Origin of the sequence: Criibacterium bergeronii, assembly GCF_001693775.2 — a bacterium.
In the GTDB taxonomy this organism is placed as follows: Bacteria; Bacillota; Clostridia; order Peptostreptococcales; family Filifactoraceae; genus Peptoanaerobacter; species Peptoanaerobacter bergeronii.
The window spans coordinates 1-23,842 of record NZ_MBEW02000008.1 but is presented as its reverse complement, the minus strand read 5'-3'; the positions used below and the strand labels follow the sequence as shown (position 1 = coordinate 23,842).

Here is a 23,842-nt window from a genome sequence, read left to right as displayed (position 1 = left end):
TTTTCTCAATCATAATGTAATTATTGCTAAATTTAAACAAATTTTTTAACATAATATATACTAGTTGTAAAATTCGTTGTCTTGATATAAAATATACTATATCTGTAAATATTATGAAATGTCGGTGAAATATATGCAAAGGAAATTAGATTTAAAGCCATCAATAATTTGGGTAGGCGGAGATGCCTTTGTGCAGATAGTTTCTGCAAGACTTATGGGCATAAAAGCAGATTTAAACGTAGAAATAAGAGTAATAAACAAACATATTGCCACACTTAAAAGAATAGATTACGAGGCAATCTTTTACGATGGCTCAGAGGAAAGGATAAACGCTGACCCATACCTAGTGAATGGCGAAGAAATATCAATTAAGCCTGACCAAACCGGCTTGGCGTCAAAGCTTAGACTAAATAAAATCTTTCCGGACACAAGAAGAATTGAAATAAAGCTTTTGCAGGCTCACTTTGATGATGATAATTCTTTGGAGTTAATCTACGAGAAAATGGAAAAATACGTTGATGAGGAGCTAGATGTAGACGATTTGGAGCTACTTAGAAAAGTTGCCGGACAAGATGCCTACAGCTTATCTGCCCTTCTAATGTATAACTGGAGGTGTGTGTGCGGGTTTTCCAATGGAAAAAATGTAGACCATTGTAGTAATTGCGGTAGGTCAAGAGACCAAGTAATAGAGGACTATTCTTCAATGAGTAGATTAATTTCTCAGGTTGAAAAAGAAATTAAAGGAGAATTTGACATCTACGAACAAATTGCACAAGAGGAAGAAGAAGAGGTAGAAGAGAGCGTTGAAGAAATAGAAACCTTAAAAAATGCCCAGCAGCTTTCAGATGCAGATTTAACAGATAAGAAAGAAAAAAAGAAAAAGCTCAAAGTTATAGAGTATATAAAAGACTTGGTGGCAAGATATCCTAGATTGGCTCTGATATTATTTTCTTTATCAGGAGTATTTATTGGAGCGACAATTTTTCTATGGGTTTCAAATGTTTTAATGTAATTGGAATGGAGAAAAAGTTGAGAATAACACAAGAGACAGACTACGCTCTTAGAATTATAGACTACTTATCAAAAAGTGGCTGTAAGGTAGTAGACGCCAGCACTATTTCTGAAAAGTTAAAAGTTCCTTTAAGGTTCACATTAAAAATTCTTAGAAAATTAAACCTTGCAGGATTAACCAGTGCCAATAGAGGTGTAAAAGGTGGATATTATCTAAAGAAAGAGCCTAGGGAAATTACTTACAAGGACGTACTTGAAGCAATAGAGGGAGATTTATACATTAATAAATGCCTTCAAGACCAAGTAAATTGTAGTAGAAATATGAAAACCGGTGAGTGCGTTATAAATGAAAATCTTAAAAAAATTCAAGATAAGTTAAACATGGAGTTAGAAAAATATACATTTGAAAATTAAATTTTCAAAAGGCGGAGGGTAAATGAACATCATTATAATGGGCGGAGGAAAGGTTGGAGGTATTCTTTGCAGACAGCTGTCCAGTATTGAAAATTGTGATGTCACTGTAATTGAAAAAAATGAAGAAGTGCTCAACAGGCTAACATCAAAATTTGACATTTATGGTATTGTAGGTTCAGGTACAGACGTAGAAATTGTAAAGCAGACGCCTATTGAAGACGCTGATATATTTGTAGCCGTATCTGAAAAAGACGAGGCAAACCTAATAAGTAGCATAATTGCTAAGAAATTGGGTGCAAAATATACAATTTCTAGAGTAAGAGGTACAGAATATTCGGGCAATCTAGGTTTTTTAAGAGAGGCTATGGGCATCTCTTTAGTAATAAATCCGGAAAAAGAAGCGGCATATAGTGTTTACAGGATGATTAAGTATCCTTACGCTGTAAGCGTAGAAACCTTTGTGGGTTTGGACGTATCTATAATAGGCGTTTACATTGATGCAAATTCCATTGTAAAAAATACTTTGCTAAAAGATTTTCGTAAACGGTTCAATATAATTATTTGCGTAATACAAAGAGACAGCGAAGTATTTATTCCTGATGGCAACTCAAAAATCCACGAGGGCGACATCGTCTATGTTACAGGACAGCCAAAGGATATGCAGTTATTTTACCAAAGTGTTGGATTTTTAAATGAAAAGCCACTTAAAAAAGCTATGATAATAGGCGGTGGAAGAATGAACCACTATCTATTACCTCTTTTAAAAAGGCTAAATATGGATATTACAGTTGTGGAAATAAATAGAGATATGGCAAGAGATATCAGCTCTACATTTGAGGACGTGACCGTAATTAATAGAGATGGTACAGACCAAGACTTGCTTGATGAATTGGTTATAGAGAGCTACGATACATTTATATCACTTACTGGTGTGGACGAAGAAAATGCTCTTGCATCACTTTATGCTTACGAAAAGGGTGTAAAAAAGATAATTACCAAGATAAATCGTACTGCTATTACTAGACTGTTTGATAAGGATAAATTAAAATCTATTGTAAATCCGAAAAGAATTATTGCCGATGAAATCATCCGGACAGTGAGGTCACAAATGAGTGCTATTGACTCTGATTTACTTGGACTATATACATTAGCTGATGAACAAGTTGAGGCAATGCAGTTCCAAGTAGCTGGAAACTCAAAGTTTCTTGGAAAGAAGCTAATTGATTTGCAATTTATAGAAAATACATTAGTTGCATATATTATCCGTGACGGGCGATTGTTTTTTCCAACCGGTATGGATGACATCAGAGAAAATGATTTAGTCCTTATAGTTACTAAGAATGATGAAATTATTGATATTGATGATATTCTTGTCTAGGTGAGTGATGAACAAAAAAATTGTAATTTATTCCCTAGGAAATATATTAAAGGTCGAAGCTTTGCTGATGATACCATCAGTTATAGTTGCTTTAATATATAATGAGGGTAAAAATAATTTATATAGCTTTATTAGTGTTATTGCATTACTTTTAGTGCTTGGCTTTAGTGTTGAATTGGTAAAGCCGCAAAAAATGTCTATGAAGGCGGTAGATGGATTTATAATAGTAGCCTTATCTTGGGTTTTGCTATCATTTTTTGGTGGCTTGCCCTTTGTTTTATCAGGAGAGATACCATCAGTTGTAGATGCTTTTTTTGAGACAGCCAGTGGATTTACGACAACTGGCTCTTCCATACTTACAAATGTTGAAGCTTTATCACATTCTATGCTGTTTTGGAGGAGCTTTACCCATTTGATTGGTGGTATGGGAATTTTGGTGTTTACGCTTGCAGTATTACCTTCTACCGGGCTTGAGTCAGTTCATGTGATGCAGGCTGAAATACCTGGTCCAGTTTTTGGAAAATTAGTTTCAAAAATGAGGTCTACTGCCAAGATACTTTATGGCATTTATTTGGTTATGACAGCAGTATTGGTGGTATTACTTATGCTTGGCGGTATGAATTTGTTTGACTCTTTAATTCATGCCTTCGGCACTGCCGGTACTGGTGGCTTTGGTATAAAGGCTGAGTCGGTAGCGTATTATGACAGTAATTATATACATCTTTTGATAGCCACGGCGATGATATTATTTGGTATCAATTTTAACTTATATTATTTGATACTTGTTGGTGAAATGGGCAAGGCATTAAAATCAGAAGAATTAAGGTTATACCTTGGCATAATCGTAGGTGCAGTGGTACTTATATTTATAAATATTGGTCTTAAAGATGGGTTTTCGTTAATACTTTTGAGGGATATATATTTCCAAGTGTCATCTATTATTACTACTACTGGATTTTCTACTGTAGATTTCAACGCATGGCCATTGTTTTCAAAAGTTATTTTGATGCTATTGATGTTTTGTGGTGCTTGTGCAGGCTCTACAGCAGGGGGATTAAAGGTTTCAAGAGTAGGGATTTTGTTCAAGCTTGCAAAAAGTGAGCTGAGAAGAATTACCCAGCCCGGTAGAGTAGTTACTACAAAATTTGAAGGAGCTGGATTAAAAGACGAAGTTTCGGTTTCTGTATTATTATATTTTGCTGCTTATATATTTATATTTTTTGCAATATTTTTAGTAGTTAGTATAGATACAGAGGATTTTTCAACGGCTTTTACAGCGGTTGCAGCTACGTTTAATAATATTGGGCCGGGGTTAAATGGTGTTGGACCAATGGAAAGTTTTGCAGGGTTCAACGATTTTACTAAGATAGTGTTGTCATTTTCTATGATTGCAGGCAGATTGGAGATATATCCGATACTAGTGTTATTTGGAAGTGTTTTTAAAAAATAGGTGTTTATGATAAATAAAAAAATAACTGCAATAGATGCGATTATTGTAGTAAACGTAATAATATTTTTGATAATGACATTGGCTGGCGGCACTACAAATACTGAGGTACTTCTCAGGTTTGGTGCTATGTATAAGCCATATATCATAGTCGATGGGGAGTTTTACAGATTTATAACAGCAATGTTTATTCACATTGGGCTTGTTCATTTGCTGATGAATATGTTTGTACTAAAAACTATGGGACCGACTTTTGAAAGGTTATTTGGTACAAAAAATTTTGTGATAATATATATTTTATCAGGCATAATGGGTAATATTATGGGCTTTGGGTTTGGCTCTGTAAGGTCGGTGGAGGCTGGAGCGTCTACATCAATTTATGGACTGATGGGCATTATTTTGGGACTTTACTTTTTTTACAAGGAGGAGTCCAACATAAAATATTTTGCAAAGCAATATTTTCCATTTATAGTAATAAGCTTAATTTATTCCATAACAGACCCAAGGGTTTCTGTACTGGGGCACTTAGGTGGACTTATTGGCGGATTTTTGATGACGGGCATATTTGATATTCCTTATCACAAATTGCCAACAAAAACACATATAATATTTTCAGCAGCGTATGTCGTTTTAGGAGCAATATTTTTACTAATTGGCTACATTACTGCATTTACTTTAGCATATTAATAAAAAGGTGTAAATTTATTTAAGAATTTACACTTTTTTTACTTTAAAAATTATTTATTGTGGAAAAAAATTATTTTTGTTGTAAAATAATATTATGGCAAAATTAATATAATTTTTAGTTTAAAATATTATAATAAAATTAATAAATGTTTTTATGTAATTAAAGGTTGATATGAATACAAATCCATTGAATGAAATTCTAAGACCGAAATCTCTTGAGGATGTATTTGGGCAAGAGCATATTACCGGTGAGGGCAAGTTACTTCGGCGTGCTATTTTGACTGGGAATATACCAAGCATGATATTTTATGGACCTCCCGGAGTAGGCAAGACTACAGTAGCTAGGATAATAGCTCAAAATGCAAAAACTGACATACATATGTTTAATGCGACCTATTCAAAGACAGAGGATATAAAAAAAATAATTTCTTCATACAATGTGGATATTAGAAATATCAGACCAATAATATATATTGATGAAATACAAAATTTTAACAAAAAACAGCAACAAATGCTCCTAGACTACTTAGAAAATGGGTCAATCACATTTATCGGCTCAACTACAGAAAATCCGTATATGTATGTGTATAAGGCACTACTTAGTAGACTTACAGTGCTGGAATTTTTTGAGGTGTCCAGTGAAAAAATTGAGCAAAATATTTTACGAAGTATTGAAAAACTAAATCAGGATAATAGAAATATTACTATTACAAACTCTGCGGTAAAAATTATATCTTCATATGCAAATGGCGATGTAAGAGCGTCTATAAATATTATAGAGTTACTTGTAAATCTTTATTCTATGGATGGAAAGCTTGAAATAAATGAAGAGCTTTTAGGTGAGCTTAATATATCAAAAGCCTTAAAATATGATTTAAAAGCTGACAGCTACTATGACTTATTGAGTGCATTTCATAAATCAGTCAGAGGCTCTGATGAAAATGCTGCACTGCATTATTTGGCAAGAGCAATAAAGGCAGGAGATATAAAGCCGATATGCAGGAGATTATTGTGTATAGCCTCTGAGGATATAGGTCTTGCCTATCCAAATGCAGCAGCTATCGTCAATGCTTGTGTAAATTCTGCGTTGCAGCTGGGCCTTCCTGAGGCAAAATTACCACTTGCTCAGGCAACACTTTTACTTGCCACTGCACCAAAATCTAATTCTGTAATAACTGCGATAGACTCAGCATTATCAGATATAGATAGCAAAAATATTGGTCAAATACCGCAGCACCTAAAGGATGCACATTATTCAGGAGCAAAAAAACTTGGCAGAGGAACACAATACAAATACCCTCACAATTTTAAAAACAACTATGTAAAACAGCAGTACTTACCTGATGAATTAAAGGGTGCTGTATATTACGAGCCGGGAAATAATAAATTTGAAGAAAGTATTAAAGCCTATAAACAAAAGATAGGAAATATTAAAGATGTATAAAAATATTGCATAAATTGGAGGCAGTATGCAAAATGGTAATATAGAAGAGGCAAAAGATTTAATAGAAAAAAATTTAACTTTAACGCAAAAGCTTATCAAGCAAGTGCATGATTTTTTTCCAAACTTAGTCATAGGGCTTGCGGTATTTGTTATTGGATATATTATTGCAAGAATAATCAGATATTTTTTAATTAAAATTGAATGCAAATCAAAGCTGGATAAGTCGGTAGTAGGTTTTATATCTCAAGTAGTTTATTTTTTCTTAATACTTGTTACAGTTATGGCATCTCTTACTGCTATGGGATTAGACCCATCTTCATGGGTAGCGGTGTTATCTGCTTTAGCGGTGGGCATAGGTCTTGGTATTAAGGACAACTTGGGCAATATTGCCTCAGGCTTGATGATATTAATATTTAAACCATTTAAGGTCAGCGATTATGTCAGCTACAACAATGAAATCGCGGGAACAGTGATTAACATTAACCTTGTGAATACTTGTCTTGAGACAATAGATATGCGTAGGGTTTATATACCGAATTCTAAAATGACCAGCGAATACGTCATAAATGTAAATGAAAATTCTGTCAAAAAACTTACAATTTCTTTTACCTTATCCTATGAAAGTGACCACAAATTAGCTATGGATATACTAGAGCTGTTATTAAAAAGCCATAAGGACAATTTAAATTATAATGAAACAGCAGTATTTATAGACAAGTTTTCATTATATGGAGTAGATATTATAGGCAGATGCGAAGTATTGACAAGTAGATACTGGGATATGTATTATGAAATAAATAAAAAATTGAAATCTGAATATGATAAACACGACATTCATTTTGCGTGTATTGACAAACAACTTGTTAAAAAGTAATATGGATAATTAATACATATTTACGAAAAGGAAGTACATTGAAAAAATTATTAATAATTTTAACAGCATTTTTAAATGCCATTATGCTGTCAGGGTGCTTTAAAATAGCAACCCCTGAGGAGCTATTGCAAGTACCTGAGCTTTCCAGCGAAAAAAAATCAATGATTGAGGCAGTAGAAAACTTTCGCCCACAAAATACAGTAACCTATCCAATATTTATGAAAGGCGACAAGTCCTCTTCTGCAATGGTAATCAGAGATTTAGACGGAGATGGTTCAGGAGAAATTATATCTTTTTATAAGAAAAATTCTGATGACAAGGTAGGAGTTTTCATACTTTCCAAGTCTGATGCACTATGGATAAAAAAGGCAGACATCACATTTAATTCTTATGAAATCAGCAAAATCCACATTGAGGATTTAAACAACAATGGGAAAAAGGAAATTATAGTGGAGGCTTTTGATGCTTACAATTTTGAAAATCCTAAGCTTTTAAGTGTAATATATTATGAAGATAGAGCTATAAAGGCTGTAAAAGAAATATCATACACTGCCATGCAAATATATGATATAAATCAGGATAAACAAGACGAGCTCTACCTAATAAAAAATCAGGGAAAAAGCGATGGTTATGATTTGAGGATTTTTCAGTTTGAAAATTATGACATAAAACAGACGAATGCTGTTAGTCTAAGAGATATAAGCAATCCTTATGATATTACAATCGGCAATATTAGCGAAAACAAAAAAGCTATGTTTATAGATTATTCAGCAGATGGCGGACAGGAAAATACTCAAGTGTATCTTTATGACAACAAACACTTTAAGAGCCTCAATGAAATTGAGACATTTAGAGAAAAGCATTATATCTTCAACTTGCCTACTGCTGATGTAAACTTAGATGGAATTATAGAGGTAGGATATAAATTTAAATCACCGAATTACAAAGTTTCTGTCACATCTAGCGACCAAGACGAGGTAAACGGATATTTTCATATAAAAGACGATTATTCGTTGGAGCTGATAAGCGAGCAGTATGAGTCGCCTCTTGGATTTAAGTTTTCTATACCAAAGAGCTTTAGAGGGAAGTATAAGATAAATTATAAATTGGACGAGGGATATATCAGTTTTAAATATATTGACAGCAAAGGAATTGAATATCCGCTAGTCAAGCTGTCTTATATGAGAAAATATGATTATATCAAGAAAAAGGAAAAGGACGATACAATGCAGCTATTGATTGAAGGGCAAGAGTATGTAATAGTTGGAAACGTCTTGGATAATGGTAGTATGCTTACCGGACAAGACCATGTAAACTATATAAATATGCGTTCAGACGTTTTAATATTGTCTAATCTAGTAAAGGAAAATTTGTAAATTTAATATAAATTACGATAGGAAGGTAAATATGAAAATATTAGTTTTAGAAGATGAATTTTCCATTAGAAGTTTTATCACACTTAACCTTAGAAGAGAGGGATATGATATAGTTGAGGCAGGCTCAGGAGAAGATGCCATAGAAATATTTGACAAGACACCTGACATCGGTGTGGCTATACTTGACGTCATGCTGCCGGGAATAGATGGCTTTGAGGTATTAAAACACATCAGAGGAAAAAAAGACAACATAGGCATAATTATGCTTACAGCTAGAACAAACGAAGAAGATAAGGTCTTAGGACTGGAATATGGAGCGGACGATTACATTAGCAAGCCTTTTTCTCCAAAGGAATTAATTGCAAGACTTAGAGCGTTGATAAGAAGAGTTACAACCTCAGAAATTCAAATAAAAAGTGATGACAAAATCACAAGCGGCAACTTTACTCTCAGCATTTCAGAAAGAAAATTCTTTAAAGACGATGAAGAAGTGCCACTTACGCCAAAAGAATTTGAAATATTGGAATTATTCTTGACAAATAAAGGCAAGTCTTTATCAAGAGATGACATCTTAGATAGTGTATGGGGCAAAAATTATTACGGCGACTTAAAAGTAGTTGACGTAAACATCAGACGTATAAGAATGAAAATAGAAAAAGACCCATCAAACCCTTCATTTTTGAAGACTGTTTGGGGCTTTGGTTATAGATGGGATGAGGATAATGAATATTAAAGGCTCTTTAAAAGAGCTGGATAATTTTGTTAATTCCAGTATACAAATAAGGTTTATCAAAAATTTTGGGATACTAGTTGCACTAATAGTTGCAATCTTGGAAATATTGTTAATTTCAGTGATACACAACTACTACTATGGTGGAGTTGAGCAGATTTTAAAGGATAGGGTAACTCTGTCGTCAGACTTCATAAACAAAACGTCCAGCTACACATCATCATACGAAAAAATCGACTCAATCTTTGATACATACTTATCCAGCTATAAAGACAAATTTTATGTGCAAGTAATAGATAAAGAAAAAAAGTTGATAAGAGACTCAAACGGCTTTTCAGACAATATGGAAGTAAATACACCTGACGTCACCTCAGCTCTTATAAATAAAAAATTTGACCTGTATAGAGATAAAAATAATATCACAAAGGAAAGTACACTGTCAGCCAGTAGACCGCTTATAAAATATAATGACGTAGACGCAGTGCTGAGGTTTACCGTTTCATTGGAAAAAGTAGATGCAGAGGTAAGAAATTTTATAGTATTCAGCGTAATTTTTTCATTATTTATAATAGTTTTTTTCATATTCACACTAACTCAGCTATCAAAGAGTATAATTAATCCGCTAAAAAAATTAAATGAGACGGCAAGAGAATTTGCCTCAGGAAATTTTGAGCGTCAAGCTGAAAAGGTCTATCAGGACGAAGTAGGTGAGCTGGCAGATACGATGAATTTTATGGCGGAAGAAATAAAAAAATCCGATAAGCTTAAAACAGAGTTTATATCCTCAATATCCCATGAGCTAAGGACTCCGCTCACTTCAATAAAAGGTTGGGCTGAAACTTTACAAATGAGTGAGGCTTATCAAAAAGACTCAGATTTGGCGGTAGGACTAAATATTATCACAACAGAGTCAGAAAGACTTAGCAAAATGGTTGAAGAGCTACTTGATTTCTCTAGATTTGAGTCAAGTAAAATGAAGGTAGTCAAAAAGCCGGTAAATATAAAGGGCATTATCTTCCAAGTATACAGGCAGTTTAGCAACCAAAAGAGCAACGATATAGAGATAAAATGTAGATTTAAGGGCGAAGACACAATAATAATGGCTGATGAAAACAGGCTAAAGCAAATTTATATAAATTTGATTACAAATTCTATTAAATTTACAAAAAAAGCAGATGGAAAAATAGATATAATCGCCTCTGGATTTGCAGATAAGATTGTCACTGTCGTAAAAGATAATGGGATAGGTATTAAGAAAGAAAATCTAGCTCACGTTACAGAAAAATTTTATAAGGGTAGCAGTACACAGCCAGGTAGCGGACTTGGTTTATCGATTGTCGATGAATTAGTTAAGCTACAGGACGGGCAAATGACTATTAAAAGTAAAGAGGGAGCGGGTACGGCTATAATTATAGTATTTCCTGCAATTAAAAAATTAGAAAACCCTATAAAAGAACAGCTACAAGCAGAGGTTGAAGAGAAAAAGACGGAATAAAGCACCAGTTTTTTAGGATTTAATTTTTGATTTTAACAGGTTTTATAAGGATTTTTTTTGGAGTTAAAATGGATAAATTCAAGGACTTTTTAATACAAGCATTAGTAATAGGATTGTATTTTTTCTTAACATCAAAAAAAGTACCTAAACAAGTAAGAGAAACTACCAGTGCCTCAGCCACGCTTATATTTGCGTTAGTTGGCTTATTGATGCTTGTTGGAGGTTTTTATGCAATAAAGGCGGCAGACATAAAAATGCTACTTATGTTTTTAGGAGTAAGTATTCTAATGTTTTTTGGTGTAAAAAATCAGTGGAAAAAAACTGATGATATAATCAATGATAGAGATGGTATACAAGAATATTCTCAAGAAGATGTGAAAGATGTTAAATTTGATGAATTAGATTTAAAAGATAATTTATCAGAAAAAGACGATATAAACGCAGATAAAAAATAAAAAGTTAAGCTCTTTTACTTGACTAAAGTAGTTTTATCAGTTATAATCACATAGTTAATTATTAAGTATGTTCCTCTGGTGCGATTTAATCATTACGAACATATTATTTGGAGGAAAAAAATGGAAAAAATCAGAGAAATTGAACAAAAACAGCTTAAAGCTGAAATTCCTAACTTTGGACCTGGGGACACAGTAAAAGTTCACGTAAAAATCAAAGAAGGAAAAAGAGAAAGAATACAGATTTTTGAAGGCGTTGTACTAAAAAGACAAGGCGGAAGTGTTAGAGAAACATTTACAGTTAGAAAAATGTCTTTCGGTGTTGGAGTAGAAAAAATATTCCCACTACACTCTCCATTAGTAGAAAAAATCGAAGTTGTAAGAAAAGGTAGAGTTAGAAGAGCTAAAATCTACTACATTAGACAAAGAACTGGTAAGGCTGCAAAAATTAAAGAAAAAGGTATCAGATAATCACAAGAACCAAAAGGTTGCCATTTGGCAGCCTTTTTTCTATGATTTTAAATAACAAGATATTGAATTAAAAAGCAAAGTTGGATATACTTATATTGAGATAAAATTAAAACTTATCGATGATTTTGAAATATACCGGATTATATTTTGGAGGAAAAATGTTTATTTATAAAGCTAGAGATTATCAGGACATGAGTAGAAAAGCGGCAAATATAGTATCAGCACAAGTAATTTTAAATCCAAGCTCAGTATTAGGATTAGCTACAGGGTCGTCTCCAATAGGACTATATAAACAGTTGATTAACTGGTATCAAAAGGGCGATATAGATTTTTCTAAAGTCAAGACAGTGAACCTTGATGAGTATATCGGGCTACCGCCTGAAAATGAGCAGAGCTACAGATATTTTATGAATACAAACTTTTTTGACCATATTAATATAGATAAAAAAAATACATTTGTGCCAAATGGCTTGGAAAAAGATTTAGAAAAAGCCACTAAGGGCTATGATAAAATAATAGCAGATATGGGCGGAGTAGATTTGCAGATACTTGGCATAGGAAATAACGGGCATATAGGCTTTAATGAACCAGCGGACGAATTTCCAAAGGGAACACATTTAGTTGACCTCACTCAAAGTACGATAGAGGCTAATAAAAGATTTTTTAATTCAATTGATGAAGTGCCAAAGCAAGCCTACACTATGGGCATAAAATCCATAATGTTGGCTAAAAAAATTGTCTTGATTGCAAGCGGAAAAGGCAAGGCAGAAATTTTAAATAAAGCCTTAAATGGACCGATAACACCAAAAGTGCCAGCCTCAATATTGCAACTTCACAAGGAGCTATTTGTCCTAGCAGACGAAGAGGCACTTAGTCAGTGGGAAGATTGATTTTAATGTAAAAAGTTTTTTATAAGAAACTCCATAAGTAGTTCGTTAGAAAACTAAAGCTACTCATGGAGATTTTTTGTCTGCTCTATATAGTTCAACTTAGCATTTTAGTATATGAGCTTTTATAGTTGACAACAAATTTTACTAGTGATACTAACTTACATAAGAAAGTGTAGTATTAGTTTTCATTGTAAAAAATTTTGCATAAGGTAGTAGCATAAATTTCTTTTTAATATGTATGCTACAATTTTCAAAGTAATTTAGTATTAAATGCGGAAAAATTTTTAAATTCATTTCAAATTTGGTGAATTTGCTATATAATTAAAAATATAATATCACAAAATTTTTTAATTTATAATTATATAAGAGGGTGTTATGTTTTCAAAAGCTCTATGGGCTAAAAGAGAAACTAAAGACTCAGGATATTATTGGCTACCACTATATCAGCATTTAGTAGATACAAAAGATGTGATTGGACTATTATATGAGCATTGGCTTAGCGATGGGCAAAGGAATATATTAGACGACTCACTTGATGAAAAATCAAAAGGAAAAGCAAAAGAGCTGGCAGTGTTTTTGGGAGCAGTTCATGACATAGCCAAAGCAACTCCGGCATTTCAAACAAAAAAGTTGAATTTTTTTGATGAAGATATATTAAATGTTTTGATTGAAAAACTAGAAAATGATGATTTCAAAAACTTATTAAATTTTAAGGCAGCATCTGCAAAATATTCACATCATACAGTTGCAGGAGAGTACATACTAAGTATTTTGGGAATAAACGAAGATATAAATTGTATTATAGGCTCGCATCATGGCAAGCCGGTTGATTATTCAAAAACATACAAAGACCAAGCATCATATGAGGACAATCTTTATCAGATACCTTTAAACTCTATAGATAATGAATTAAAAAAGAAAATACATAACAGATGGAAAAATGAGCAAAAAGAAATTTTATACTGGGCACTGAAAATAAGTGGGTTTAATGAAGTATCTAATTTACCTAAAATAAATCAGATAGGTCAAGTAATATATACAGGATTACTTATAATGGCTGATTGGATAGCAAGTAACGAAACTTATTTTCCACTTATACCGATAGAACAAAGTGAAGTAAAGGATAAAGAAAAACGAAAAGAAACGGGTTTTTTAAGCTGGAGAAAGTCATATAATTGTATACTGGAAAATACTTTAGACTATAAAGAAAAATATAAAATAAGGTTTGGTTTTACACCTAGAAGTGTGCAAGCTAAACTATCAAAAATAATAAATGAAACTGAAGAACCGGGAATATTTATATTAGAAGCTCCTATGGGAGTTGGAAAAACTGAAGCCGCATTGATAGGGTCAGAGCAATTAGCAGAAAAAACGGGCAGAAGTGGAATATTTTTTGGACTGCCTACGCAGGCGACATCTGATGGCATTTTTCCAAGAATATTGTCATGGCTTAACAGCATAAAAAATGAGAGCAAAGAAAATTTACAAATCAGATTAGTTCACTCAAAAGCTGCACTAAATGATGATTTTATGAGCCTTGCATCAAATGTAGACTTAGACTCACCTGATGGAAATATAATTGTAAATCAATGGTTTTCAGGCAAAAACACAAGCTCTATTGACGATTTTGTAGTTGGCACAGTAGATTATTTTTTGATGGTTGCATTAAAGCAAAAACATCTATTTTTAAGGCATTTAGGATTTAGCAAAAAGGTAGTAATAATTGACGAAGTCCACGCTTATGATGCTTATATGAGCCAGTATTTGATAGAGGCAATAGAGTGGATGGGAGCATATAAAGTGCCTATGATTATACTTTCAGCAACCTTACCGGAAGAAAAAAGAATTCAAATGATAAAATCATATCTTAAAGGTAAGGGAGCGGATATAAAAGGTGATACCTTTGAGCAATTAAAGCAAACTTTAAGTACACTATCATACCCACTAATTACATATACAGACGGTAAAGCTGTAAGACAAGAAAGAGATTTTATAGAAACAAATGAGACCTCAAAACAAATAAATATATTGCATTTAGATACATCAAGGCTTATAGATAAAGTAAAAGAGCTTACCTTTGATGGAGGTATAGTAGGAATAATTGTAAACACAGTAAAAAAAGCTCAAGATTTGACAAGACTTTTAGAACAAGAGCTTGGAGAGGAAAATGTAGAGCTTTTACATTCAAATTTTATCTCAACAGACAGGATAAAAAATGAAAAAAATCTATTGTCAATCATTGGTAAAGGTGTAGGAAATAATAGAGCATTCAAAAAAATAATCGTAGGTACTCAGGTAATAGAGCAGTCATTAGATATTGATTTTGATGTGATGATTAGCGACATTGCACCAATGGACTTGCTAATCCAAAGGATAGGGAGATTGCATAGACACGATTTGAAGGATAGACCTAAAAGTTTAAAAATCCCTAATTTATACATTTTAGATACAAATGATGATTATGAGTACGAAAAAGGCACAGAGGCTGTTTATGGCAAATATATTTTGATGAGGACGCAGTATTTTATGCCAAAAATAATTAATATACCTATGGACATTTCAGACTTGATACAAAAAACTTACTCAAATGAAGAACTTGAACTAGACGAAAATTTAAAAAGCATTTATGAAAATTCAAAACAAAAATACAATGAAAAAATAGATTATAAGAAAAAAAGAGCTAACGATTATAAGTTAAAATCACCAGTCCTAAAGCAAAAGCGTCTGCAATCATCAACATTGGTAGGTTGGTTGAATAATTCTAGTAAAGATAAAACTGACGAAAAAGCCTTCGCACAGGTAAGAGATATAGAGCAGACTATAGAAGTAATTGCACTAAAAAAAATGGGCACTGGATATGGGATATTTGAAGATGGATTAGATATATCTAATCAGATTGGCAACTATAATATAGATAAAGAAATAGCTAAAAATACACTTAGATTGCCTAGATTACTTTCACTACCGCACAATATAGACAAAACTATAGAGTTACTGGAAAATTATTATAAAATCCATTTACTTAAATGGGAAAAATCTACATGGCTTAAAGGTGAGCTAGGTATAATATTTGATGAGGAAAATAAATTTGAAATAAACGGAGTTACTTTAAAATATGATACCAAATACGGAGTGTATGTATTAAGAGAGGAGATTGACAATGGGAAGATATAACCTGTTAGATGAGCCGTGGATAAGTATTTTGGTTGATGAAAGTGGAAAATCAAGGGAAGTATCACTAAAAGAAGTTTTTAGAAATGCACATAAATATATTGACTTGGCAGGTGATACAAAAACGCAAGATTTTTCAACCCTGAGGTTACTACTTGCAGTATTGCACACAGTTTTTTCAAGATTTTCAGCTGATGGAGAAGAATATGCCTTTTTTAAATTAGATGAAAGGTTTAAACAAGTAGAAAAAATTAGAGAGGACGATTTAGAAGATTATAAAGACAAGCTTTGTGATACATGGTTTGACTTGTGGGAGAGCAAAGAATTTCCTGATATAATACAAGATTATTTGGAAAAATGGAGAGATAGATTTTATCTATTTGATGATAAATATCCTTTTTATCAAGTGGTTAACGAAGATATAACATCAGATAAGATAAGCAAATCTGAAGGCAGTGAAATATTAGGAAAAAATATTAATAGATGTATATCTCAAAGTGCAAATAAAATATCATTATTTTCGCCTAAATATGAGCTAGATAACAACAAAGAAAAAATGACATATCCTCAAATGGTAAGATGGCTAATACATTTGCAAAACTACATTGGATTGTCAGATAAAGTTATTTTTGGCAAAGATAAATATACTGCATCTAAAGGCTGGCTATTTGACTTAGGAGGAATATATCTTAAAGGTAAAAATCTTTTTGAAACTCTTTTATTAAATTTTTACATCTTAAATGAAGAAAATAACAATCTTTTAAACATTCAAGAGCCTTGCTGGGAGCTAACTAGTAATGAAATGATAAAAAAATTTCTTAAAGGCGGTTATGTATCTGATGTGGCTGGACTATATACAGCGTGGTCAAGAGCGGCATATATTGATAAGGATATCACTGAAAATTCAATTTTTTCTTGTAAAATAGTGAAACTGGCAAATATAAACCATCAAGATAATTTTATAGAGCCAATGACCTTGTGGAAATATAATAAGGATGGCGACAATAAGGATAAGTTTACCCCGAGAAAACACCAAAAGAATAAATCAGTATGGAGAAATTTTGGACTACTTACAGGATTTGAAGATGCAACGCCTTCAAATAAAATCCGACAACCTGGTATAATCAATTGGCTAAATACCATAGAAGAAGAAATTGGAAATCAAAATGTGACTATTTGTGCAGCAAGTATGGAAGATGACGCAAATGCCACATCGTGGGTGCCAGTAGACGAAATTTTAGATGAAATAAATGTAAATAACACTGTATTGGCAGATATGAACAGTTGGGTAGTTAGGATTAACGAAGTAGTTGATAATACAAAACTTATAATAGATTTTTATTATAAAAACTATCTCAAAGATATTTTAGAGATAAGAAACTCAACTGATAAGGGATTTGTAGAGACGAATATTGAGCGAATATATTTCCTTATAGACGAAAGCTTTAAAACTTGGCTTTCAAACATAAAAAAAGACGATGACCCAAATATAAAAATAAAACAATGGAACAAAATATTAAAAAGTTCAGTCATCAATCAAGCTAAAAGTCAACTTGAAAGTGGAAATACAAGAGATTTTAGAGGCATAGAAAAAGATGGAAAAGTTAAAAATATAGCTACCGCTTATAACGCATTTTTATCAAATATTAATAAACATTTAATAGTAGAGGAGGAGAGTTAATTGGGGCAGGAAAATGAAGTTTACAAAATTACAAGTACAATTTTAAGTAAACTAAGTAGCAGTTACATTTCAGAAAATTTATCAGGGAAAGCTAACTTAGCAAAATTGCGTAAGTCTGTAGGTAAGTCGATAACAGAGTCTAATGAAGTTTGGCAAATACTGTTTGAAAACTTACCAGAAGAATTTTTAGGTAATACTAAAACTCCAAGCAATTATGAAAAAGCAATCTTATGCAGTCTACAGCTATACGCATTACATCAACAAGGGAAAACAGACAGTGTGTTATCACAGACACAAGAAAACAAATATAAAAACATAGGTTATTCCTTAAAACAAATGAGAACATCAGATAATCAAGACGCATTAGACAGAAGATTTAATGCAATGCTAGTTGCCAATACCTATGAAGAGCTAAGCAACCATTTAAGATATATGATGAAACTACTAAAATCTAAAGCACCTGAAACTAAGGTAGACTACGCAAAACTAGCACAAGATTTGTACTGGTTCTTAGTTGGCTATAAAAAAGAAACAAGATTAAATTGGGCAAGAGAATATTATAAAATGAATAAAACAGAAAAAGGAGAACAAGAAAATGAATAATAATAGATTATACCTAGATATCCATGCAATACAGACATTACCACCATCTAATATAAATAGAGATGACACAGGCAGTCCAAAGACAGCTATGTACGGCGGAGTAAGAAGAGCTAGAGTAAGCTCACAGTCATGGAAAAAAGCTATGAGGGACTACTTTAATGAAAATGGAGAAATTAAAAACGTAGGGAAAAGGACGCTAGATATAGTTACATATGTAGCAAATAAAATTTGTGCTTTAGACATCCAAATATCAATGGAAAAAGCTATGGAAATGGCAGATGCTGTTATAAATAATGCAGGAGTAAAGACAAACAAGCAAAAAGCTAAAGCATTATTTTTTATGGGAGAAGTGCAGGCTCAAAATTTAGCAAAAGCCGCAATTAATGGAGAAAAGGACAAAAAACAACTTCAAGAAATTTTAAAAAACAATCCATCAATAGACATAGCCTTATTTGGAAGAATGGTAGCAGATGATGCCTCCTTAAACGAAGACGCATCAGCTCAAGTAGCACACAGCATATCCACTCACGCTATAGAAAATGAGTTTGATTTTTATACAGCATTAGATGATTTATCACCTGAAGAAAGTGCTGGAGCAGGGATGCTTGGAAACATCGAATTCAATTCATCAACATTATACAGATATGCGAATGTAGCCGTTCATGATTTAGAAGGACAGTTAAAAGATAAAACTGCAACAATAAATAGTTTAAAATTATTTGTAGAAGCATTTGTAAATTCAATGCCTACAGGCAAAATTAACACATTTGCAAATCAAACACTACCACAATTATTAGTAGTCAGCATAAGAAATGACAGACCAGTAAATTTAGTCAGTGCCTTTGAAAAACCTGTAAAATCAGCAGAAGGCTATATTGAACAGTCAATAAAAAAACTTTGCAAAGAATATGAGAAAACTGAAAAATTTGTAAACAAACCACTTAAAACATTCTACATTTCATTAGAAGAATTAAGCAAAAAAGAAGATAATGAGTTACTTAATGAACTACTAGAAAAAGATACATTATCAGAATTATTACAAGATTTAGGAACTTCACTAAATGAACTAATGTAATCAGGTGATAAAATTGAAAACAATTTTAATGAAATTCGCAGCTCCCCTGCAGTCATGGGGTACGAACTCAAGATTTGAGACAAGGCAGACAGATTTTTACCCATCAAAAAGTGCAGTAATTGGTATGATATCAGCAAGCTTAGGATACAAAAGATATGAAACAGAAAAAATAGAAAAACTAAATAATCTTTCCTTTGGAGTTAGAGTAGACCAGCAGGGAAACTTGATGAAAGATTATCACACAGCAAGAAAATATAAAAAAACAGTAGAAAAAGAAGTTGAAAGAACGTACGTTACAAATAGATACTACCTTGAAGATGCAATATTTTTAGTAGCGTTAAGTGGAGAAGATATGCTTGTTGAAGAAATAGAAACCGCTTTAAAATCACCATATTTTCAGCAATTTCTAGGTAGACGTTCATGCCCTATAAATTACGATTTTATACTTGGATTAGAAAATAAAGACTTATTAGACATACTTAATTCGACAAATTGGTTAGCATCACAGTGGCAAAAAAAGAAAATAAAAAGCAAAGAGGTAGATTTACAAGCCTATGTAGACTCACATTTATTAGACAATAAACAAATAAAATATAGACAAGATAGAGTAATTTCATTTTCTCAAAAAGACAGACAATTTGGGTATAGAGGTGAAAGCTTTATAAATATTAAAGTAAATAATGAATTTTTCAAAGAGAAAAATGTGCAAACAGCTCACGATATATTTTCAAGCTTAGGAGATTAGAAAATGTATATGTCAAGAGTAGAAATAGACGTGGAAAATAGAAAGAAAATAAAAGACTTAATCCACTTGAGTGCAATACACAACTGGGTAGAGACAAGTTTTCCAAATGAATTTGAAAAAAATCTTAGGACAAGGAAACTTTGGAGGATAGACAGGCTAAACGGCAAAACTTATTTAATTTTAGTTAGCCAAACAAAACCGAATTTAGCCATATTAGAAAAGTATGGAGTAGAAAATACAGCACAGACAAAAGACTATGACAAATTTTTAGATAAATTAAAACAAAATCAAAAAATGAAATTTCGTATAACATTAAATCCAGTGATTACAAAGTCTATGGGAAAAGGAAATAGAGGTATAGCCCAGCCGCAGTTAAAAATTAAAGACCAAGAAAAATTTTTGCTTGATAGAGCAGAAAAAAATGGTTTTAGAATAAAGCAAGGAGAATTTTTAATAACTCAAAGAGGCACAGAAAAATTTGAAAAAAAAGGTCAAAAAAGTGTAGACCTAGTAAAAGCCGTTTATGAAGGAACACTTGAGATAATAAATGTGGAGCTATTTAAACAAACTCTAATTAATGGCATTGGAAAGAAAAAAGCCTATGGATTTGGTCTTATGACAGTTATACCATTGGAGTAGATATGCGAAAACAAATTGGAGCAAAGAAAACTGAGTTAATTGAGCTGCCAAAAATCAGTGATAGAGTTACATTTATTTATGTAGAGCACGCAAAAATAAATAGGATAGACAGCTCAATTACAATTGCAGAAAGTAGGGGAATAGTTAAAATTCCTGTAGCAATGATTGGGGTTTTAATGCTTGGACCTGGTACTGAAATAAGTCATAGAGCCATGGAAATAATAGGCGATGCTGGCACATCCGTTGTGTGGGTAGGAGAAAGGGGAGTAAGACAATATGCACATGGTAGAGCACTTGCACACTCAACAAGGTATTTACAAAAGCAGGCAAAATTAGTTTCAAACCAAAATTCACGCCTTGAAGTTGCAAAGAAAATGTATCAAATGAGATTTTCAGGAGAAGATGTCACTGGACTTACTATGCAACAATTAAGGGGCAAAGAAGGGGCAAGAGTTCGTAGGGTATATAGAAAATTATCTCAAATTCACGAAGTTGAGTGGACAGGAAGAGAATATGATATAGATGATTTTGAAGGAGGAAGTCTAGTAAATCAGGCACTGTCATGTGCAAATGTGGCACTTTATGGTTTAGTTCATAGTGTGATAGTTGCATTAGGATTATCACCAGGCTTGGGCTTTGTCCACACAGGTCATGATTTATCATTTGTTTATGATATTGCGGATTTGTATAAAGCTGAAATAACAATACCAATTTCATTTGAAATTGCCTCAACTATTGAGATAGGGCAAGACATAGCAAGAATAACTAGACAAAGACTCAGGGATATATTTGCAAAAGGTAAGTTAATGTCAAAAATAGTAAAAGATTTACAGTATTTACTAGAAATTGATGAAGAAGAAACAATAATAGGTGAAGAAATTAGCCTTTGGGATGACAAAATGGAATTGGTAAAATATGGAGTAAGTTATAAGGAAAGTGATAACTAAATGCCATTTACTGTAATTACACTAAAAAGTGTGCCGATATCACTTCGTGGGGATTTGAGCAAATGGATGCAAGAATTGTCTACAGGAGTTTATGTAGGTAATTTTAACTCAAAAGTACGAGAGCAAATATGGAAAAGAGTTATTGATAGCGTAAAAACTGGAGAGGCAATCATGTGCTACTCCTGTAATAACGAAATCGGATACAATTTTGATACAATAAATACAGATAGAAAAGTCGTAGATTATGACGGTATACCATTAATTTTGATTTCAAAAACACAAGAAAATAATGAAACAATTGGACAAATTTCGCATGGATTTAGTAAAGCTGCCAAGTTCAGAAAAGCGATTAAGTATAAAAACAAATCTGTAGCAAAAAAAGAGCAAAGAAAGACATATGTGGTTATAGATATTGAAACAGACGGATTGGACTATACAAAAAATTCAATTATAGAAATAGGAGCTGTAAAAGTAGATTATACAGATGGAACAATAATTTCTGAATTTCAAAAATTAATAGCATATAACAAAGCAATTCCAGAAGAAATAAAAAAATTGACAGGCATTGATGATAATTTACTTTGTGAATATGGGGAAAATATTAATTCAGTTTTAACCGAATTTTTAGAATATCTAGGTCAAGATGATTTAGTGGGATATAATATAGATTTTGATTTAAAATTTTTAAATCATTTATTAAAACTAAATGGAATTGAAGAAATTAAAAACAATAGACATGACATTATCAAATATATAAAAAAAGACAAAATGTTTTTAGAAAATTATAAGCTACAAACAGTAATGCAAAGTTATGGTATAAATAAAAAACAGAAACACAGAGCTATTGATGACGCAAAAATTACTTTTGAGATTTCTAAAAAATTAAATAAATTTTTAGAAAAAGTTAAATAAGAATGCTTAAATATTAAGAATCTATTAGTGTTTTTCCCGCACACGCGGGGGTGATCCTGAAGCTAAAAGTGAAATAAATGATGTAATTGAGTTTTTCCCGCACACGCGGGGGTGATCCTTATCAATACAATCCTGCATGTGATATGCTTTGGTTTTTCCCGCACACGCGGGGGTGATCCTAAAAGCGAGTACAAAGTGGAATTCAAAAAACAGTTTTTCCCGCACACGCGGGGGTGATCCTTGTTTTACCTTGCCCCCAAAGCCCGAAATAACGTTTTTCCCGCACACGCGGGGGTGATCCTCTATATATACTTCTTCAAAAGTTCCGTATACGGTTTTTCCCGCACACGCGGGGGTGATCCCTGTTTTTTCATTTTCTTTACCTCTCTTTTAAAGTTTTTCCCGCACACGCGGGGGTGATCCCCGAAAGGAATACCATCAAATCCGAATTCAAATGTTTTTCCCGCACACGCGGGGGTGATCCCATAATATTCAACAGCTTCCAACTGTTCTTTTGGTTTTTCCCGCACACGCGGGGGTGATCCTGATGAATGGTCAATCGGTGAAAGAGCAGCAAGATTTTTCCCGCACACGCGGGGGTGATCCCGGGTTTAATATCATCAAGTTTTATCAATTGCCATTTTTCCCGCACACGCGGGGGTGATCCCAGTCCAACAGTTGAAATTAAAATTACAAGAGAATTTTTCCCGCACACGCGGGGGTGATCCTATTCAGAACTGCAAGAACGATATTTAAAACAAATTTTTCCCGCACACGCGGGGGTGATCCTATGACACTTGAAATTGAACCAGTAATGATAGTATTTTTCCCGCACACGCGGGGGTGATCCTAATGAATATTGAAAAAAATATAGTAAACATAGATTTTTCCCGCACACGCGGGGGTGATCCTGAGCGAAGCGAACTAGCCATTGACTAACTCAAATTTTTCCCGCACACGCGGGGGTGATCCTGTAAAATTATTCATATTAATAGCTCCTTTGTAATTTTTCCCGCACACGCGGGGGTGATCCTGGTATAAGCGGAATCTTTGACCAGTTATATCCATTTTTCCCGCACACGCGGGGGTGATCCTAGAAAAGGAAACGGTAAACGTATTTTATACTCATTTTTCCCGCACACGCGGGGGTGATCCTGCTTCACACTGCCAAGACAAAAGAGTACCTTGATTTTTCCCGCACACGCGGGGGTGATCCTGTACTTTCTAGCATTTCATCAACTGGAATTGTATTTTTCCCGCACACGCGGGGGTGATCCTAGTTTTGGTGCTGAATTAAGAAGTAATTTTCAATTTTTCCCGCACACGCGGGGGTGATCCTGTAAAATTATTCATATTAATAGCTCCTTTGTAATTTTTCCCGCACACGCGGGGGTGATCCT

General features: G+C 33.0%; 21 protein-coding genes and 1 CRISPR repeat array. All 21 genes read left to right on the top strand.

Annotation, left to right across the window (positions count from 1 at the left end; genetic code table 11):
* Positions 1–133: 133 nt before the first annotated feature.
* Positions 134–1,012: a hypothetical protein gene (locus BBG48_RS05190; RefSeq protein WP_068913451.1), complete on the top strand. Its 879-nt coding sequence runs from the start codon at positions 134–136 to the stop codon at positions 1,010–1,012.
* A 17-nt stretch (positions 1,013–1,029) separates the two neighbouring features.
* Positions 1,030–1,425, top strand: coding sequence for an RrF2 family transcriptional regulator (locus BBG48_RS05185; RefSeq protein WP_068913818.1), 396 nt, complete (start codon positions 1,030–1,032; stop codon positions 1,423–1,425).
* A 22-nt stretch (positions 1,426–1,447) separates the two neighbouring features.
* On the top strand, positions 1,448–2,803 hold the full coding sequence (gene trkA / locus BBG48_RS05180) for a Trk system potassium transporter TrkA (RefSeq protein ID WP_068913453.1): 1,356 nt from the start codon (positions 1,448–1,450) through the stop codon (positions 2,801–2,803).
* Positions 2,804–2,810: 7 nt separating this feature from the next.
* Positions 2,811–4,253 carry a TrkH family potassium uptake protein gene (locus BBG48_RS05175; protein WP_068913461.1) on the top strand — a complete coding sequence of 481 codons (1,443 nt, stop codon included), beginning with the start codon at positions 2,811–2,813 and terminating at the stop codon, positions 4,251–4,253.
* Positions 4,254–4,259: 6 nt separating this feature from the next.
* Complete coding sequence (locus BBG48_RS05170; RefSeq protein WP_068913463.1) at positions 4,260–4,937, top strand: rhomboid family intramembrane serine protease; 678 nt, start codon at positions 4,260–4,262, stop codon at positions 4,935–4,937.
* A 172-nt stretch (positions 4,938–5,109) separates the two neighbouring features.
* Entirely contained in the window at positions 5,110–6,381 is a 1,272-nt protein-coding gene (locus BBG48_RS05165) for a replication-associated recombination protein A (RefSeq protein ID WP_068913465.1), read from the top strand.
* Between the two features lie 25 nt (positions 6,382–6,406).
* The gene (locus BBG48_RS05160) at positions 6,407–7,255 is read left to right on the top strand and encodes a mechanosensitive ion channel family protein (protein WP_068913467.1); all 849 of its coding nucleotides are present in this window, start codon (positions 6,407–6,409) and stop codon (positions 7,253–7,255) included.
* 38 nt (positions 7,256–7,293) lie between these two features.
* Positions 7,294–8,631, top strand: coding sequence for a hypothetical protein (locus tag BBG48_RS05155; protein ID WP_068913469.1), 1,338 nt, complete (start codon positions 7,294–7,296; stop codon positions 8,629–8,631).
* Positions 8,632–8,662: 31 nt separating this feature from the next.
* The gene (locus tag BBG48_RS05150) at positions 8,663–9,364 is read left to right on the top strand and encodes a response regulator transcription factor (protein WP_068913471.1); all 702 of its coding nucleotides are present in this window, start codon (positions 8,663–8,665) and stop codon (positions 9,362–9,364) included.
* Complete coding sequence (locus tag BBG48_RS05145) at positions 9,354–10,856, top strand: sensor histidine kinase (RefSeq protein WP_068913473.1); 1,503 nt, start codon at positions 9,354–9,356, stop codon at positions 10,854–10,856. Before BBG48_RS05150 ends, BBG48_RS05145 begins: the two co-directional genes overlap by 11 nt.
* A 68-nt stretch (positions 10,857–10,924) precedes the next feature.
* Positions 10,925–11,311 carry a hypothetical protein gene (locus tag BBG48_RS05140; RefSeq protein ID WP_068913475.1) on the top strand — a complete coding sequence of 129 codons (387 nt, stop codon included), beginning with the start codon at positions 10,925–10,927 and terminating at the stop codon, positions 11,309–11,311.
* Between the two features lie 120 nt (positions 11,312–11,431).
* Positions 11,432–11,779: a 50S ribosomal protein L19 gene (gene rplS, locus BBG48_RS05135; RefSeq protein ID WP_068913477.1), complete on the top strand. Its 348-nt coding sequence runs from the start codon at positions 11,432–11,434 to the stop codon at positions 11,777–11,779.
* A gap of 158 nt (positions 11,780–11,937) precedes the next feature.
* Positions 11,938–12,669 (top strand): glucosamine-6-phosphate deaminase, encoded by a 732-nt coding sequence (gene nagB / locus BBG48_RS05130; RefSeq protein WP_068913479.1) that lies wholly within the window; start codon positions 11,938–11,940, stop codon positions 12,667–12,669.
* Positions 12,670–13,044: 375 nt separating this feature from the next.
* Complete coding sequence (locus tag BBG48_RS05125; protein ID WP_068913481.1) at positions 13,045–15,843, top strand: CRISPR-associated helicase/endonuclease Cas3; 2,799 nt, start codon at positions 13,045–13,047, stop codon at positions 15,841–15,843.
* Positions 15,830–17,521, top strand: coding sequence for a type I-E CRISPR-associated protein Cse1/CasA (locus BBG48_RS05120; RefSeq protein WP_068913483.1), 1,692 nt, complete (start codon positions 15,830–15,832; stop codon positions 17,519–17,521). Before BBG48_RS05125 ends, BBG48_RS05120 begins: the two co-directional genes overlap by 14 nt.
* Positions 17,522–18,124, top strand: coding sequence for a type I-E CRISPR-associated protein Cse2/CasB (gene casB / locus BBG48_RS05115; RefSeq protein ID WP_068913485.1), 603 nt, complete (start codon positions 17,522–17,524; stop codon positions 18,122–18,124).
* A complete protein-coding gene (gene cas7e / locus BBG48_RS05110) occupies positions 18,117–19,199 on the top strand; it encodes a type I-E CRISPR-associated protein Cas7/Cse4/CasC (protein WP_068913487.1) in 1,083 nt (360 codons plus the stop codon). Before casB ends, cas7e begins: the two co-directional genes overlap by 8 nt.
* 13 nt (positions 19,200–19,212) lie before the next feature.
* Positions 19,213–19,944, top strand: coding sequence for a type I-E CRISPR-associated protein Cas5/CasD (gene cas5e / locus BBG48_RS05105; RefSeq protein WP_068913489.1), 732 nt, complete (start codon positions 19,213–19,215; stop codon positions 19,942–19,944).
* Between the two features lie 3 nt (positions 19,945–19,947).
* Positions 19,948–20,583 carry a type I-E CRISPR-associated protein Cas6/Cse3/CasE gene (cas6e, locus tag BBG48_RS05100; RefSeq protein WP_068913491.1) on the top strand — a complete coding sequence of 212 codons (636 nt, stop codon included), beginning with the start codon at positions 19,948–19,950 and terminating at the stop codon, positions 20,581–20,583.
* A 2-nt stretch (positions 20,584–20,585) separates the two neighbouring features.
* Positions 20,586–21,530: a type I-E CRISPR-associated endonuclease Cas1e gene (gene cas1e, locus BBG48_RS05095; RefSeq protein ID WP_068913493.1), complete on the top strand. Its 945-nt coding sequence runs from the start codon at positions 20,586–20,588 to the stop codon at positions 21,528–21,530.
* The gene (gene cas2e, locus BBG48_RS05090) at positions 21,531–22,442 is read left to right on the top strand and encodes a type I-E CRISPR-associated endoribonuclease Cas2e (protein WP_068913495.1); all 912 of its coding nucleotides are present in this window, start codon (positions 21,531–21,533) and stop codon (positions 22,440–22,442) included.
* Positions 22,443–22,471: 29 nt separating this feature from the next.
* Positions 22,472–23,842: a CRISPR direct-repeat array (repeat unit 29 nt; unit sequence ATTTTTCCCGCACACGCGGGGGTGATCCT).